Annotated in this window: 12 protein-coding genes and 1 pseudogene; 7 read left to right on the top strand and 6 right to left on the bottom strand. The window is 34.2% G+C overall.

What is annotated here, in order from left to right; translation table 11 throughout:
- Window positions 1–107 precede the first annotated feature (107 nt).
- The 5 genes from B6A32_RS10115 to B6A32_RS10095 all read left to right on the top strand — a co-directional run bounded on the left by B6A32_RS10115 (window position 108) and on the right by B6A32_RS10095 (window position 5,359).
- On the top strand, window positions 108–1,286 hold the full coding sequence (locus B6A32_RS10115; protein ID WP_085303575.1) for a tetratricopeptide repeat protein: 1,179 nt from the start codon (window positions 108–110) through the stop codon (window positions 1,284–1,286).
- A gap of 160 nt (window positions 1,287–1,446) precedes the next feature.
- Entirely contained in the window at window positions 1,447–2,004 is a 558-nt protein-coding gene (locus tag B6A32_RS10110) for a phosphoribosyltransferase (protein WP_085303573.1), read from the top strand.
- A gap of 166 nt (window positions 2,005–2,170) precedes the next feature.
- Window positions 2,171–3,370 carry an alkaline phosphatase family protein gene (locus tag B6A32_RS10105; protein ID WP_085303570.1) on the top strand — a complete coding sequence of 400 codons (1,200 nt, stop codon included), beginning with the start codon at window positions 2,171–2,173 and terminating at the stop codon, window positions 3,368–3,370.
- 175 nt (window positions 3,371–3,545) lie between these two features.
- The gene (locus B6A32_RS10100) at window positions 3,546–4,004 is read left to right on the top strand and encodes a hypothetical protein (protein ID WP_085303568.1); all 459 of its coding nucleotides are present in this window, start codon (window positions 3,546–3,548) and stop codon (window positions 4,002–4,004) included.
- A gap of 143 nt (window positions 4,005–4,147) precedes the next feature.
- On the top strand, window positions 4,148–5,359 hold the full coding sequence (locus B6A32_RS10095) for an EAL and HDOD domain-containing protein (protein ID WP_085303861.1): 1,212 nt from the start codon (window positions 4,148–4,150) through the stop codon (window positions 5,357–5,359).
- 89 nt (window positions 5,360–5,448) lie between these two features.
- Here B6A32_RS10095 and yghU read toward each other — a convergent pair whose 3' ends face one another.
- From yghU to B6A32_RS10080, 3 genes are all read right to left on the bottom strand, one after another.
- On the bottom strand, window positions 5,449–6,321 hold the full coding sequence (gene yghU / locus B6A32_RS10090; RefSeq protein WP_085303566.1) for a glutathione-dependent disulfide-bond oxidoreductase: 873 nt from the start codon (window positions 6,319–6,321) through the stop codon (window positions 5,449–5,451).
- A gap of 182 nt (window positions 6,322–6,503) precedes the next feature.
- Window positions 6,504–7,745 (bottom strand): tyrosine-type recombinase/integrase, encoded by a 1,242-nt coding sequence (locus tag B6A32_RS10085; protein ID WP_085303564.1) that lies wholly within the window; start codon window positions 7,743–7,745, stop codon window positions 6,504–6,506.
- Between the two features lie 318 nt (window positions 7,746–8,063).
- A complete protein-coding gene (locus tag B6A32_RS10080) occupies window positions 8,064–8,651 on the bottom strand; it encodes a cold shock domain-containing protein (RefSeq protein ID WP_085303562.1) in 588 nt (195 codons plus the stop codon).
- Window positions 8,652–8,868: 217 nt separating this feature from the next.
- Here B6A32_RS10080 and B6A32_RS10075 point away from each other — a divergent pair.
- Window positions 8,869–9,522, top strand: a pseudogene (locus tag B6A32_RS10075) (pseudouridine synthase).
- Between the two features lie 144 nt (window positions 9,523–9,666).
- On the opposite strand, the gene B6A32_RS10070 reads toward B6A32_RS10075, so the two are convergent.
- The gene (locus B6A32_RS10070) at window positions 9,667–10,722 is read right to left on the bottom strand and encodes an endonuclease/exonuclease/phosphatase family protein (protein ID WP_085303560.1); all 1,056 of its coding nucleotides are present in this window, start codon (window positions 10,720–10,722) and stop codon (window positions 9,667–9,669) included.
- Between the two features lie 384 nt (window positions 10,723–11,106).
- On the opposite strand from B6A32_RS10070, the gene B6A32_RS10065 reads away from it, so the two are divergent.
- Window positions 11,107–11,997, top strand: coding sequence for a DMT family transporter (locus tag B6A32_RS10065; protein WP_085303558.1), 891 nt, complete (start codon window positions 11,107–11,109; stop codon window positions 11,995–11,997).
- Between the two features lie 316 nt (window positions 11,998–12,313).
- On the opposite strand, the gene B6A32_RS10060 is transcribed toward B6A32_RS10065, so the two are convergent.
- Both B6A32_RS10060 and B6A32_RS10055 read right to left on the bottom strand, forming a co-directional pair.
- Window positions 12,314–12,715 (bottom strand): hypothetical protein, encoded by a 402-nt coding sequence (locus B6A32_RS10060; RefSeq protein ID WP_085303556.1) that lies wholly within the window; start codon window positions 12,713–12,715, stop codon window positions 12,314–12,316.
- Between the two features lie 403 nt (window positions 12,716–13,118).
- Window positions 13,119–14,798 carry a nitrilase-related carbon-nitrogen hydrolase gene (locus B6A32_RS10055; protein ID WP_085303554.1) on the bottom strand — a complete coding sequence of 560 codons (1,680 nt, stop codon included), beginning with the start codon at window positions 14,796–14,798 and terminating at the stop codon, window positions 13,119–13,121.
- Window positions 14,799–14,844 lie beyond the last annotated feature (46 nt).

Here is a 14,844-nt window from a genome sequence, read left to right as displayed (position 1 = left end):
AATAAAAGGGCTTTTTAAGGCAAGTGCTGGTTGTAAATTGGGCTATTTTTTAAGATTTTGTCTATGCTTATATATAAGGTCCGGTAGTATCTTTATTAGGAGCTCAAATGAAAATAGCACTTAAAATCTCATTTCTGGCTATGTTCAGCCTTTGTTTATCTGCATGCCAATCTACTCACAAAATTCAAAGTAAATATATCGCAAATAAACATGCACCAGTGACAGTCGATAAAAAATTCAAAGGGTATAAACGCATCGCCATTGAAACGGAACTGGAGATTTTTGCTTTAAATGACGAAATGAAACTAATGGCTAAAAACATTAGTCTACTGCGTGATCCTCAAACAAAAGCAACAAAACTAATCAATCAATTTTTTGGCGCAGAAAATATAAATTTAGCCTATAAATCGGGTGCTAATGTCATTGCTTCACAAGCATTTAGAAATAAAGAGGCTAATTGTTTATCTTTAACGATAATGGCTTACGCTATTGCTAAAGAGGCTCAGTTAGATGTGGTATTTCAAAGTATTGAAGTGCCGGAGTACTGGGTAAGAAATGGCGAAGCGAATATGTTAACAGGGCATATAAACCTATCTGTATTACAAAATAAATCACCGAATACCTTATTATTTTTTGATAGACAAAGCATCGAAATTGACTTTGATCCTTATGTGAAGAAAAAGGTCTTTCCTAAAAAGCGAATTAATAAAAATACCGTTATTGCTATGTTTTATAATAACAAAGGAGCAAATGCACTTGTAAACAATAATTATGTAGCTGCTTATGCCTATTTGAAAAAAGCGACAGAGGTTGATCCTGGTTTTTCATCAGCTTGGGGTAACTTAGGCATTCTTTATCGTATGAAAGGATTAGATAAAATTGCACTATCAACGTATCGACATGCAATATACCTAAATCAAGCGAACTTAACCGCTATGGAGAACTTAAGTAAACTTTTACATAGCCGAGGTGCATCCGAGGAAGCTAGGTTAATTGACAGTCATATTATACAAAAACGTGCAAATAACCCTTATTATTATGCATTACTTGGCGATGAAAATTTTCATAAAGGCTATTATTTACAAGCAATAAATCACTATAAAAAAGCAATAAAACTGAACAATAATGTGCATGAGTTTTATTTTGGCTTAGCTAAAGTACATTACATGCTAGATGACAAGATTAAAGCTCAACAGTATATAAAGAAAGCAATTGCTAAAAATAAAGTACCTCAACTTGATAATCAATACCTAGTAAAACTCAATATACTAAAACGCGTTCATTAAAAGACTAAATCGTTAACATTTATATATTTTAAAAATACATTATTTAGCGCTTAATAATTAATCGATAAAACATAAAATTAATAACAAGGGTACTCAGCTTAATGAAAAACACGTTATAATGTTTTTACGATACATTAATTAGAAAAAGGCTAGCCCATCAATGGAAAAGCGATTTATCACGGCTCAAGAGTTACTTGAAGATTCATTTCGTGTTGCAGCGAAAGTATTTGAAGACGGTTTTAGACCACAGTTTATTGTTGGTATTTGGCGCGGTGGCGCACCTATTGGTATTGCGGTTCAAGAGTACTTTGATTTTAAAAAAGTTGAAACTGACCATATAGCTGTTCGTACATCTTCTTATTATGGTATTAATCAACAAAGTAAAGAAATCAAAGTTCATGGTTTGCATTACATTATTGAAAACGCAAATGCCGATGATGGTTTACTAATTGTTGATGACGTTTTTGACTCAGGTCGTAGTATTGAAGCGTTAATAACACAAATGAAAAAATTAACGCGTAATAATATGCCAAAAGATGTCAGAATTGCTTGTCCTTGGTATAAACCAACCAACTCAAAAGTCGATTTGGTTCCTGATTATTTTATTCATGAGTCAAAAGATTGGTTAGTATTCCCACATGAATTATCAGGTTTAACACCAGACGAAATTTCTAATGGTAAAAAAGATCTCGTTAATATATTAGATCTATTCGAGTAAGCTTAGTATTTGCTAGAAAACTATAATAAATAACTAATGCGACATATTACGCGTTAGTTATTTATCTTCATATTATTATCAGACATCCAAATACTCCTCGCTTGTAAAAAATGAGTTTATAAATTAAATTAGTTTCCATAAAACTCATTTAATTTCGGCCTTATAAATGTATTTAAAAGCGAGTATTTTTCTGTGCTGTTTAAGCTCTTCAGTCGCCTTGGCTAAAGTCCCTTTAGTCCTATTATCTATAGACGGTTTTGCTCAACGCTATATCACGCAATATAAGCCAAAAACATTAATGAAACTTATGGAGCAGGGCACTAGCGCTAAAGCGTTATTACCGGTTTATCCAAGTAAAACCTTTCCTAATCATTTGAGTATTATTACCGGAGTTTACCCAATAAATCATGGCATTGTTCATAATGCATTTTATCACCGAGAAATAGAGCAAGTATATAAACTAGGTGATGGTAAAAACGACCAACGTTGGTTAACCGCTGAACCTTTATGGCATATCAATGAAATGCAGGGCAATAAATCAGCAGTTTACTTTTGGCCAGAATCAGAAACCCCCATTAATAATCAAACGCCGAGTTATTATTTTCCTTACAAACACTCTACGCCTAACAAGCAACGACTTGATCAGATAATTAGCTGGTTACGTTTACCTGCAGTTGAACGTCCAAATTTTATTGCTGGTTATTTTGCAAGCATTGATGATGCCGGACATAAATATGGAGAAAATTCACCGCAACTGATCACGGCAATTCATGAACTTGATGATTTACTGGCTAACTTTGTCGCTCAAATTAATCAAGAATTTAATGGCCAAGTGAATATAGTTATCGTCTCTGATCATGGTATGACTAAAATTGAAAAGCATCATGTTATTGATTGGGAGGAAAATATTGTCGGTAATGTGAAAGCGATAAACGGTTCAACACAACTATATTTGTACAGCGATAATGAAGCAGAATTAACACAAAGTATTAACTTATTTAAAAGTAAGCAGTCTAATACTAGTGATCCTAGTTATCGCTTGTATATATATGAAGATTACCCTGCGCACTGGCACTTTAACCGGAAAAATTCTGTGATACCTAATGCAATTGTAGAAGCTAGCCCTAGTTACATATTTAGGAGTAAAAAACACTACGATACAGCTGAAACACATGGTTATGATCCAATGTTCAATCGAGATATTGATGCTATTTTTATTGCCACAGGCCCCGATTTTTCAACAGATAAACAAGTAGAGCCATTTGAAAATATTCATGTTTTGCCAATAATTTCACGTGCGCTAGGATTAAAGGATGTTGAAAATATCGATGGAAAATACAATATTGCATCAAAAATTGTTAACTAATACCTAGCGCGTTAAAGCTTTATGTTTAAATTTAAAAATGTAAAGCTGATTTACATTCCCTATTAGCTGGTTTTGAACTAACAGAAAGTAGAATTAACATAGGTAGGGCATTTAAAGATAATAATTTATTCACCTATTTGGTGTTAGGTCTTTCATGCTGGTATAGTTCGATATCATGTCATCTCAAATAGAAATGTTTAATTTTATTGTTGTTAAAGGACATCAAGTTGCTTCGGGTAAAGCAGGTGATGCTAGGTTTCCTGACGGAACGATTAAGGCTCAAGTGGATAAATTTAAAGCACTGGGCTTAAGTATTGAAGCGTTTTATCCCGCGACAATTAACGCTAAGTTTTTTGTGAAGTGCATTACGTTAAATCAACACGACTACTTATTTAAGCAAGTAAAATGGCATACTGATATGCCAGCAGAAAATTTTAAATTTTTACGGTGTTTTATCTTAAAAGGCAGTAATGAAATACCAGCATTTATATATCAGCCACAAATTGAAACTAAAACTGAACATTTTCAGCCGGCTAATCAATTAGAATTATTAGCACCCTACATAGAAGATATTCACTATGGCGAATTACTTACTTTAAAAGTTAAAAAGCATGCAATAATATTATCAAAATAATTGCAGATACGCGCTTATTAAACATTTTATTCAGTAGCATAGATAAAAATCAAAAACTTGCGTTATTTCCTCTTAAATAGCTTTTCAAAAACATGCATAATAAGGTATGTTTTAAATACAATAAAAATATTAATAATCTACCTATGAAAATAAGTTATATCGCCCGTCAGGCTATACTCGACAGAAATCATCAAACGGTTGGTTACGAGCTACTCTTTAGAGATAGCCCAAATAATAAATTTCCTGAAATTGACCAAGATATTGCAACGTCAAAGCTCATTATTCAGAATCATTTTCAAGGCGATATTCTCTCTGTCAGCTTAGGTAAATTAGCTTTTCTAAACTTTACAGAAAAGTGTTTAATAAACAAGTATCCATTGATGTTTGATAAAGCGAGCATAGTTATTGAACTTGTTGGTCATCAATCAGCGACAGAACGTTTATTAAAAATAGTTAAATATTATCATGACAAAGGCTACCAAATAGCACTCTCAGAATATGATCTTGATGATAAGTGGGATAGTTTATTCCCCTATATTTCAATGATAAAAATTGATACTGAAGTGACAAATGCAAAACGTATTCGGCCTATTGTTGAGCGCATTAAACCTTTTAACATCAAACTCATTGCCGAGAAAGTTGAAACAAACTACCAATTACAATCATTGGCAGAAGTTGGCTTTGATTACTACCAAGGTTTTTTCTACCACGAGCCTGAAATTATTGAAGGACAAAGTTTAGCGCCAATAAAATCGCAAATGTTACATTTAATCAGTGAAACATTTAATAAGCCTTTAGACTTTGACCATATAGCAGAAATTATTGGCCACGATGTAAACTTAACTTTAGGTTTACTAAAATTGGTCAACAACGTATCAACCGGTACACGAATAGAAATTACTTCTTTGAAACAAGCTGCAGCTTATTTAGGTGAAGATAAATTAAAGCAGTTTGTTACCATACTTGCTTTATCTAAATTAACCACAAATAAATTTAGTGAAGTTTCCAAACAATCGTTAATCACCGCTAGATTAATGGCATCGCTTGCCTCAGAAAGTGCATTTGTTGAAATTAAAGACTTTGCTTTTATTACTGGTTTGTTAAGCTCAATAGAAGTTATTTTAAGTATGCCAATCGACGAAATAGTAAAAACTATGCCATTAGCGCAACCTATTGTAGATGCTTTAGTAAATCATGCTGGTTTGTTGGGTGAGCTATTAGAATTAACGACAAATTACATTACTGGTAACGGTGAGAACATTCAACAACTCACTGATTTATATAGACTTGATGCTAACTTTATTCATAAAGAGTTTGTAAATGCGAGTAATTGGTGCAAATCGTTAGGTATATAATTACTTAAATTAACTAAAAAGAGCGTATAAATACGCTCTTTTTTGATCTGCTTATTCTAACCGTAAAATAAATTCACTATATTAGCGGGTTATTTGTCATCGGTTAATTTATCTTGGGTTTTATTTATAAAATCACTTGCTTCATGTCTTTCATGTAGCTGAGTGGATAATTCTCCCCAGGTTTTATTAACCATAACGCCGCGCTTAACGGCAGGGCGACTGTCTATTTCTTTAGCCCAACGCATAAGGTTTTTATAAGAAGTCACATTTAAAAATTCAGCTGCATCGTATAATCGATTTAACATAAGCGCACCATACCAAGGCCAAATAGCAATATCTGCAATTGTATATTCATCACCGCAGATGTATTGATTATTTTCTAAATGCTTATCTAGAACATCTAACTGACGTTTAACTTCCATTGAAAATCTGTTGATACAATATTCAATTTTATCAGGTGCGTAAGCATAAAAATGACCAAAGCCACCGCCAAGATAAGGTGCACTACCCATTTGCCAAAATAGCCACGACATACATTCTGCCTTGGCTTCAATATTTTTAGGTAAAAAAACATCAAATTTTTCAGCAAGATAAAGTAAAATTGAGCCTGATTCAAATAATCGTGTTTTACCATTGCTTACATCTAATAACGCAGGGATTTTGGAGTTAGGGTTAACCTCTACAAATCCGCTACTAAATTGATCGCCATTGCTAATGTCTATTAAATGCGCATCGTACTCAGCTTCTTTAATGCCCATTGCTAGTAGCTCTTCAAGCATCACAGTGACTTTGACACCATTAGGCGTAGCCAAAGAATAAAGCTGAAAAGGGTGTTTACCTGTTGTTAATGTTTTTTCGTGTGTAGGTCCGGAAATTGGACGGTTAATCTTTGCCCAATTGCCGCCACTGCTAGTATCCCATTGCCAAACTTTTGGTGGAATGTAAGAACTTTCATCACGCATTTTTGCCCCAATTGCTTATCAAAATATAATAACTACATTAAGCTAAGACCAGAGTGAAAACAATGTAGCCCATGTTAAAAGTTGATATTAATTGTAAATAAAAAGAACTGCTTAGCATGTAAACATACTCAAGTAACTGAAATTTATTAACAACTATATTTTCTGTCTATATAAATTATTTGTTAGTCTACTTTTCGTTTCTTACCACTTTCTGCACGTTTTTTGTTTTCACTTTGTACATATACCGTATCAGTCGTTGCCATACTTGCATGGCCTAAATCTTCAGAAATGTCTTTAAGAGGGCGTCCACGTTCAATTTCCATACTAGCACCGGTATGCCTTAGCCAATGTGAAGACGCTTCTTTAAGTTTGAGTGCTTTATTGGCACTTTCAGAAACTCTCATGTTTTCATAGGCCTGGTCAAAAACACTTTGTACCAAACGTCGCAAATGGCGTGAGGTCATGCCACCTTGGCCACGTACTTTTTCTACTAATATTGAATTTTCGTTACTCGCGGGTAAACCAATAAGGCCACGTGAACTCCGGTAACGTTCTAAAAAGGGTAAAAAATCGACAGGGACCGTAATATCACGGAGCTTTCTACTTTTACCGAATACCTTAAGCCACCAGTTTTCATCTTCATCTTGCCAAAAATGGCTCATAACAGGAGACCAATTAGGTCGTTCAGATAATTCAGATATACGTAGAAATAACGTTTTCAACGCCGCAATAACAAATAAATTACGTTCAAAAATAGGGTTCTCATCAGCCATTTCAACTGCAGTATCGAGCACATATTGCCATTGGCTAGTCGTTAAACGCTTGATTTCTTTAACTTGAGAATCAATGATAAAGTGCCGACAGTCTTTTTTAGCAATTTGTGCAGGGTTACCAACACAAAAGTCTTCAGACATCAGATAATTGTAGAAAGCAATAATCGCGGTAAACATTGACGTTAGTGTTTGTTGTGATGGTCGATATTTCTTTTTATCAATAACAAATTGAGCTTTTTGACTTTTTGGCGATTGGATCTTAAATGGAAACCAATGTTCATTTGCTGAGGAATATCCGTTAGCTATTTTAAAACGTTCTTGATTTGAAGTACCGATCCAAGTTACTGGCGGCTGCCAACAAAAGTCTGCATATTCTAAAAAGTCAGATTTACGTAATTGGTCTATAGGTTTTTGCTTTTCAATGAACGACCATAATAAGAAACGCTCAACGTCATTTCTAAATCTGTCATAAGTATGCTCAGATTTATTTCGGCCAATGTAAGTAAGAAAAACTTTTCCCCAATTAAATTGCTCAAGCCACCAGGGTTCGTTTGCACAGAATATATCATTTAACTCTGGATAATCTTCAAGATCGAATTCACACAAATCTAGGTACGGTGGATATAAAGGTACAGGCTTATTTAATCGCATTTTAATTTTTCATTCTGAGTATGATTATCGTAATGAAACGAGTTTAATGCATTATATACACTATGTCCAATACTGAAGAGTATCGGACATAGTGGGGTATGTGAATGCTGTGTCTCTCTATCTCGTAATCACTGCCAAAATGTAAAGTTTAAAATTGGTTCCAAATGGAGCCTTGATTACTTCATGACCTTTAGGGTTAAACAATTCTATCAGATAACCGATCATCAATTTATATGAAGTTTTGTAAGATGTTACTTTAATCATTTACCAGGGAAACTAAATCAGTTTATCTGTGGCAGCACTTCTAATGCAATCACTTTAAAATCTCGTATCTCTTTCACAAGGAATTCCATCCCTATCACCATCCATTTTTGTGTTCGGACAATGATTAATAAAATACACAGCTTCTGCGCGTGATGTCATTTGGCTGCAATGCTGTCGGCCGTCACAAGAGAATTGTGAATTTGTCTCCGTGAAAGCACGATTTAATAATGAACCCTTAGGTGCTGGAGTGTCGACCGGATGCTGTACTGGCGAAGACTGAGTTACTAAGCCCAAGCGTTGAAATACAAAAACGAAAATAGCGATTACAATAAGTATTAAAACAAGTTTACTCTTAGGTGCAGTGCTATTTCTATGAATACGAGGCTTGTGTCTTTGCTGATATCTTGGCTTATGTGCTGAGTTTGCTTTAGCTGCAACGCCTTCAATGCGACAATTAACTGCTCTAGACTTACCATTGACTTGTGTTTCTACCTCAAAATAGATGAAATCACCAACCTTCGGTTTTCTACTCATGGCTTTTAAGGTAGATATATGTATAAAGGTGTCTTGTTTAAGATCATTACATTGAATGAAACCAAAGCCTTTATCATCCTCCCAGCTTTTTAATTGTCCTTTGTGCATCATTGTTCCATTGTAATAGTAATTTACTCGTCTAATATCTCATAATAACAGTTACTTAGTAAATACACGTTCGTGAAAGTTTCATCTTTTAATTGCCTAATTTCTTAATTATCAACCTATTTACTTGCTCAAACAAGCCACTCTACAGGAGCCGTGCATCTGATTTAGAGTAACGATATAATGTCATCCCATTCAAAAACTTTACGTTCAAGCTTTAATGCCAAACCCTAACAAAACAGCTAACAACGCCTCGAATCAGACCGGTTCAACAGAGCGTATTGAGTCAAATCAACACCACCAGCACTTTAAAATATTTAAGCCCTATGGTTTTCTAAGCCAGTTTTTACCTGAGTCACGAAAGAAGAAACATTTACTCGGAGAGCTATCTAATTTCCCAGATAAAACCATGGCGATTGGCCGATTAGATCACGACTCTGAAGGCTTATTGCTATTAACAACAAACGGCATGATGAGCTACAAAGTCAGAGACAAAGGCATATAAAAAGAATACTACGCGCAAGTTGATGGCGATATAACTGAACAAGCAATACTAAAACTGAAAAATGGCGTTGAGATCACTATTAAAGGTACTCAATATACCACCCTGCCTTGCCAAGCTTTTAAGCTAGATTTGGAGCCTGAACTTCCAGCTCGTGGGCAGAAAATACGTGATGCAAAACATGGCCCTACAAGTTGGGTTTCTATTACGCTTTGTGAAGGGAAAAACCGTCAGATAAGAAAAATGACCGCTGCTGTTGGATTTGCGACATTAAGATTGGTAAGAGTTCGCATTGGCGACATCCATTTAGAGAGTTTAAAGGCTGGTGATGTTGTAAAACTCGCTAACTTGGATGCCGCGCTTAACCAGTAAACCTGAGTTACTTATCGGTAAACCTAGTAAATTCTTTGATTAACCTATTTAAAAAGTAGATGGAAGCAGCGTTATTCACCGAATTATTTATCGAAAGTATTTATAACTGCTGCCTTCATTTTTCAAGCTTTAAAAGTTTAGCTATTATGATCTTAAGGTTAACGTAACTAAGACAATACCATGGTCGGTACTCTGATCATCACGTTCAAAACTTGGGTTTATTAAGTGTCGGTCATAAGTATTATAATCACTTACTTGGTATAAACTGTCATGGTAGCTAGCATCAAATTCACACGATAATAAAATGTAGTCAAGTACAGATCCACTGGCTCCAAAGTAATGTGTTGGGTTACGCGTAACCATGGAATTATAACAAAGCTCTTTATTATCAGTACTATATGGATTTTCATTATATAAAGCTGTTTTGTATAAATCCCAAGCGTCATATAAACAGTATTTGGCAAGATAGGCATTTTGGTCAATAACAGAAACGAATCTTAACGAATTTGTTAGCAAATGACTTAAAATACCGTCATTAAGAGTATTGTTAAAATCACCCATTAATATCATTGGATTGTTGGTAACTTCTCGCCGCCCTATCATGTTTATCATTAGCAACGTAGCCTCACTACCACGTTGAATGGTTGAGGCCCAACTGCCAGAAACTTGTGCTTTTAAAGTATCAACAATTGTTTTTTCTGGTGTACGTTTTAATTCGCTTTCTTCCATATCAAACATAGAACGTTTTGATTTAAAGTGCACAACATAGCAATCACAATGACCTATATGCGGTGCATCGATTGTTGCTCTGATCACCTTTCTACTAAAACTAAAATTATCCGTTAAACCTAAAGCTTGAGCTAAATCTTTATCTGGTAATACAGCATCTGACGCCACAATTGGAAATCGAGAAGCAATGGCAACAACTGGGCTTTTATAAATAAAATCATCAATTACTTGAGGTTGATCAACCACTGCAAAATAATTATAACCTTCTGCTAACAAGAGATTTTTTAAAGATTCAATACTAAAAACCTCTTGGAAACCTATAATATCGGGCTGGTGCTCATCTAGGTAAGCAGTGATCCATCTTTGCTTTTTTTTCCATTGCTCTGCACTGTAAATACGTTCAAATTCGTAAAAAGCATCAGGCGGCTCTAGATAATTAAATAAATTAAAAGTAGCCACTTTTAACTGCATATTCTCAACTGTAATGTTATCTACAGAGGTAGACTCGACACACTCTTTATTAATTTTCTGGCTGATAATCTTAACTCTAAAAATAACTGATAAATAATTATACCTTATCGTTTGTGTAGGTTTTGTGTAAACGCTATTTAAATCGGTAACAAATCTTAAAAAAAATTGGATTAAGCCAAGTGTTGACCAGTAAGTGCCCTTTTATCAAATTTAATTTGTTAACACTTTTGTTCAAAATGATGTCAGTAAAATCAAATAATAATTTATCCAGTATAACTATGATTAAATAGAACTATTAAGATTAAAAATATTGTAAACACTACAAGCTAAAATAATTTATAGTGCATGCTTAACTAGCAATTTTTTTTTAAAAGGTTTTAGGTCTTGCAAAGTACTTATATCAAAATCATAGCAAGCACAGTTTTTGCACTTTTTGCTTTCGCTGCTAATTCAGTGTTTTGTAGATTAGCACTTGGCGATGAAGCGATAGATGCAACTAGTTTTACGAGTGTGAGATTATTTTCAGGCATTATTGTTTTATTTATTCTGATGCAGTTCACATCCCATGTATCAAAACCTCAAAGCAGTTTAAAAGCTAACGCTAAAGGAAGTTGGTTAGCAGCAATAATGTTATTTACCTACGCAGTAACTTTTTCGTTTGGCTACATATCTTTAGACACCGGAACGGGGGCTTTAATTTTATTTGGTGCTGTGCAAATAACTATGATTTTATTCAATGTTATTTCTGGCAGTCGACTACATTATTCAGAATGGTTGGGCTTAACTTGTGCTTTTATCGGCTTTGTTTATTTAATATTACCGAGTATTACGACTCCTTCACTTACCGGTTTTATATTAATGAGTGTTTCAGGAATGGCCTGGGCTTTTTACACACTACTTGGCAGGAAATCTAAACATGCCCTGAGTGATACGGCTTTTAACTTTCTACGTACTTCACCTTTTATACTAATTTTAGTGCTGCTAAGTTTTAATAACTTACATATTAGCTCAAACGGCTTTTTGCTAGCAGTGTTATCTGGTGCTATAGCATCTGGTATTGGCTACTTTGTATGGTACATAGCACTTTCAGGATTGTCAGTTACTCAAGCTGCTGTTTTGCAATTGTTTGTTCCCATAATTGCAGCATTAGGCGGAGTGATTTTTACTAGCGAATCGATAACGCTGCGTTTAATTGAGTCATCAATACTCGTCTTAGGTGGTATTTTATTGGTGATATTAGGCAGGTATTATTTTAGTCAAAATAAAGTAAATTAATTGATTAAGTGGCTACACATGATTAAAAGTGTGGTTATAAAAAAGTTAACGTAACTTACCTGAACTCTCGATTAGCAGTACTTTCTCAAAGATCTATATATTTAACCTGAACTCTGGATAATGAGTGCTTGAAACTCAAGTGAACCAAAAGCTTAAGTAATAAAGTAAATGCTATAGCCAGGTGAACATCACGAATAGATATTATCAATGCTTCATTTTATGCCATTTTCAAGGCAAAACCTTTATGAATAGCGCGCTATTTATCAACGTTTTAACGCAGAAAATGGCTTGAAAGGGAGCATTGAGCAAGTGCTGCTTATCCTGAGTTCAGGATATTTATAACGCCATACTTACTGAGTAATTTTTTTCCTTCTGTTAAATTTAGGCAAAAATGTGTTTGTACATTGGTTAGGTTCCCTTTTGATTTTTCTAATATAGCTTTTTGAAGTGATGAACTACAAATAAGGACTTCGTATTTTTGATTATTTACATTACACCAAAGGTTAATTTCATCTATATAAGCCCACACATCTAGAGGAGCCAATTCAAAATTTGATAGATCAACGATACAAGCCCAAGGTGCGTTACTAATTTGACCAACAAGTAATTTAAACTCATCAGCCCAACGTATTGCTGTTTCGATATTCCAAGAACCAAATGCTTCGCTAATGATAGTTTGGTCAATGAGACTCAAGTTAAACGATCCATGTTCTAACATTATTTACTCCAATAAATTGAGTGGCTCGTATAGTAAGAATACAATGAAACTAAGGTATGCTAGCTCTGTATTCTTTTTCGTTTAAGTCTGAGAAAGTTATCAAACAATGACTAGTTAATTTTATGACTGATGTTGATATACATATCGTCAATGGCCATATTTGCGCTGATATAAATGATAAAATGCAGTAAAAGTATCGATAAAATTTGTCATTGCACCCGTTTTCAGCGCGATAAAATTTAAGCACTACGTCCAACAACTCTGTTCTACTATAAGCTATTTTGTAAAGGAATTCCTATCTCGATTTAACTTATTTGATGAATATGTTAAGTAACTGTAGAGGTACTTAACATAGAATGTAGCTTATTAAAGAACTTTATAAAAAAACTAATTAATCATGCCTTTAGGTATAAATACCTTGAATAGTTTCGCGCGGATGTATAAGCGCTTTAGTAATTTTTCCATGTTGTTGTTTGATCTTCAATTTACCATCAAGGTTATTTGTATTGCCGTTTACAATATCAACAACTAAGCCTGTTGATTTTTGTGGCTTTATTTTTTTTATGTTTCCAGGATTAATTTTTTCAATGTCATTATTAGCTTGTTCCTCGCTAAAACTTTTCTCTCGGCTAGAAGCAACAATACAAATTTGATTTTCTGCCGCCCGAGTCAATAGACCAAAGTTTACTTCACTTGATGTTTGAATATCAAAAGGTATAAGTAGCGCATTAACTTTGTTAAGCGCGGCAATATTGCTTAATTCTGGTATGTTTGCATCGTCTGCAGTAAGCATTGCAATATTAATAAACCCCTGCTCTAAAGGTAATGCGATTATGTTTAGACTATTGCCTAAGCTTGTCCATTGGTATCTATTACAAAAATGTAATTGTTGCTGTATTGCGAATATTCCATTTTCATTTATGAGTACCGCTTGATGCGATCCGTTAATCACTAAACTTGTACACACATATTGAAAAGGACGTAGTACAGCGCTTACTTTTGTAATCATTATTTGGCAAAGAGCTTCTAGTTCAACACGTTGTATTGCATTGTTTGCAATAGTTTTATCAGATAGAAAAAATAGTTCAGGTAATTGAATTATATCTGATAAATTATTTTCAATGTAATAACAAACATCTTCAATAGCTTGCTCATTGGATTTATATGTTGCAAATAAAGCCACATTAACGGTTTCAGGAATTTGGCTCTTTAACGTTTCTAACGCGGGTGTTTTTGATGTTAGAACAAGTTGCTGATATAGCTCAGGTCGGTGCTGGCTTGTAAAGTTTGTGCCATCTGGACGTTGATGTTTTTCTAATCCTGCTTTATCCAGATCAATATCTGCAAAAATAACCCCTTCTTTATCATTGGCTAATGTTGCTAAAATCTTACCATTTAATGAAACTATTTGGCTGCTGTCCTCGTTGTTTATGGCTTTTGATTTAACAGATCCGCAATCACTAATCTTGCTAGCTTTGGCAATAAACACGTTATTGTCATGTGCCCAAGCTGCAGAATATATAGAATTTTGTATTTGGCTTTTTGTGCTTTGTAGATTACACAATAATTTTGCACCTTGGCGTGATTGCTCTCTGGCTTTATAACTTGTAATTTCAGTGCCGGTTAAAACACTTAATTTACCTAAAGAAGAAGTAAATAAACTGTCTACTGTTTTTGTATTGATAAAAAATTCACTTTCGTGTGCTTGTAAAGTTTGTTTATCTGCTTGATGAATAAGCTCACCGGTTTCAGCAAAGGTACAAGTTGTAATACTAATATTAGATTTAATAAGCGGATTAACTTCATTTCTTACTAAGTCTCTTCTTAACGTCACATTAAGTACGATATTACAGTGATGCAATTTTGCTAAAGCAGCAATTTGCTGTAAAAATTCACCATTAAGGTTAAGCGCTTCATCCCATGCTTGCTGATGATTTTGCTGATCAGCTTGGGTATTACAATATTCAGGAAGGACAATTATTGCTGGCTTACATTTAGCAGCCTCTTTTATCATTCTAATACAAGTCGCTAAGTTTTCTTGGGTATTTGAAGACGTGGCAAATTGCGCTACAGCTACTCGCATAATAAGTATATTTCCAGGTGATTTAATATTTGAACTGAATTATTTC

Origin of the sequence: Colwellia polaris (assembly GCF_002104515.1) — a bacterium.
Lineage (GTDB): Bacteria > Pseudomonadota > Gammaproteobacteria > Enterobacterales > Alteromonadaceae > Cognaticolwellia > Cognaticolwellia polaris.
This window is presented reverse-complemented; position numbering and strand designations above follow the sequence as displayed.

Excerpts from the sequence above, each read along its gene's own strand:
- B6A32_RS10080 (WP_085303562.1), bottom strand. The coding sequence starts at position 8,651 with ATGCACAAAGGACAATTAAAAAGCTGGGAGGATGATAAAGGCTTTGGT.
- B6A32_RS10085 (WP_085303564.1), bottom strand. The coding sequence starts at position 7,745 with ATGCGATTAAATAAGCCTGTACCTTTATATCCACCGTACCTAGATTTG.
- B6A32_RS10115 (WP_085303575.1), top strand. The coding sequence starts at position 108 with ATGAAAATAGCACTTAAAATCTCATTTCTGGCTATGTTCAGCCTTTGT.
- yghU (WP_085303566.1), bottom strand. The coding sequence starts at position 6,321 with ATGCGTGATGAAAGTTCTTACATTCCACCAAAAGTTTGGCAATGGGAT.
- B6A32_RS10110 (WP_085303573.1), top strand. The coding sequence starts at position 1,447 with ATGGAAAAGCGATTTATCACGGCTCAAGAGTTACTTGAAGATTCATTT.
- B6A32_RS10055 (WP_085303554.1), bottom strand. The coding sequence starts at position 14,798 with ATGCGAGTAGCTGTAGCGCAATTTGCCACGTCTTCAAATACCCAAGAA.
- B6A32_RS10070 (WP_085303560.1), bottom strand. The coding sequence starts at position 10,722 with ATGCAGTTAAAAGTGGCTACTTTTAATTTATTTAATTATCTAGAGCCG.
- B6A32_RS10100 (WP_085303568.1), top strand. The coding sequence starts at position 3,546 with ATGTCATCTCAAATAGAAATGTTTAATTTTATTGTTGTTAAAGGACAT.
- B6A32_RS10095 (WP_085303861.1), top strand. The coding sequence starts at position 4,148 with ATGAAAATAAGTTATATCGCCCGTCAGGCTATACTCGACAGAAATCAT.
- B6A32_RS10060 (WP_085303556.1), bottom strand. The coding sequence starts at position 12,715 with ATGTTAGAACATGGATCGTTTAACTTGAGTCTCATTGACCAAACTATC.
- B6A32_RS10105 (WP_085303570.1), top strand. The coding sequence starts at position 2,171 with ATGTATTTAAAAGCGAGTATTTTTCTGTGCTGTTTAAGCTCTTCAGTC.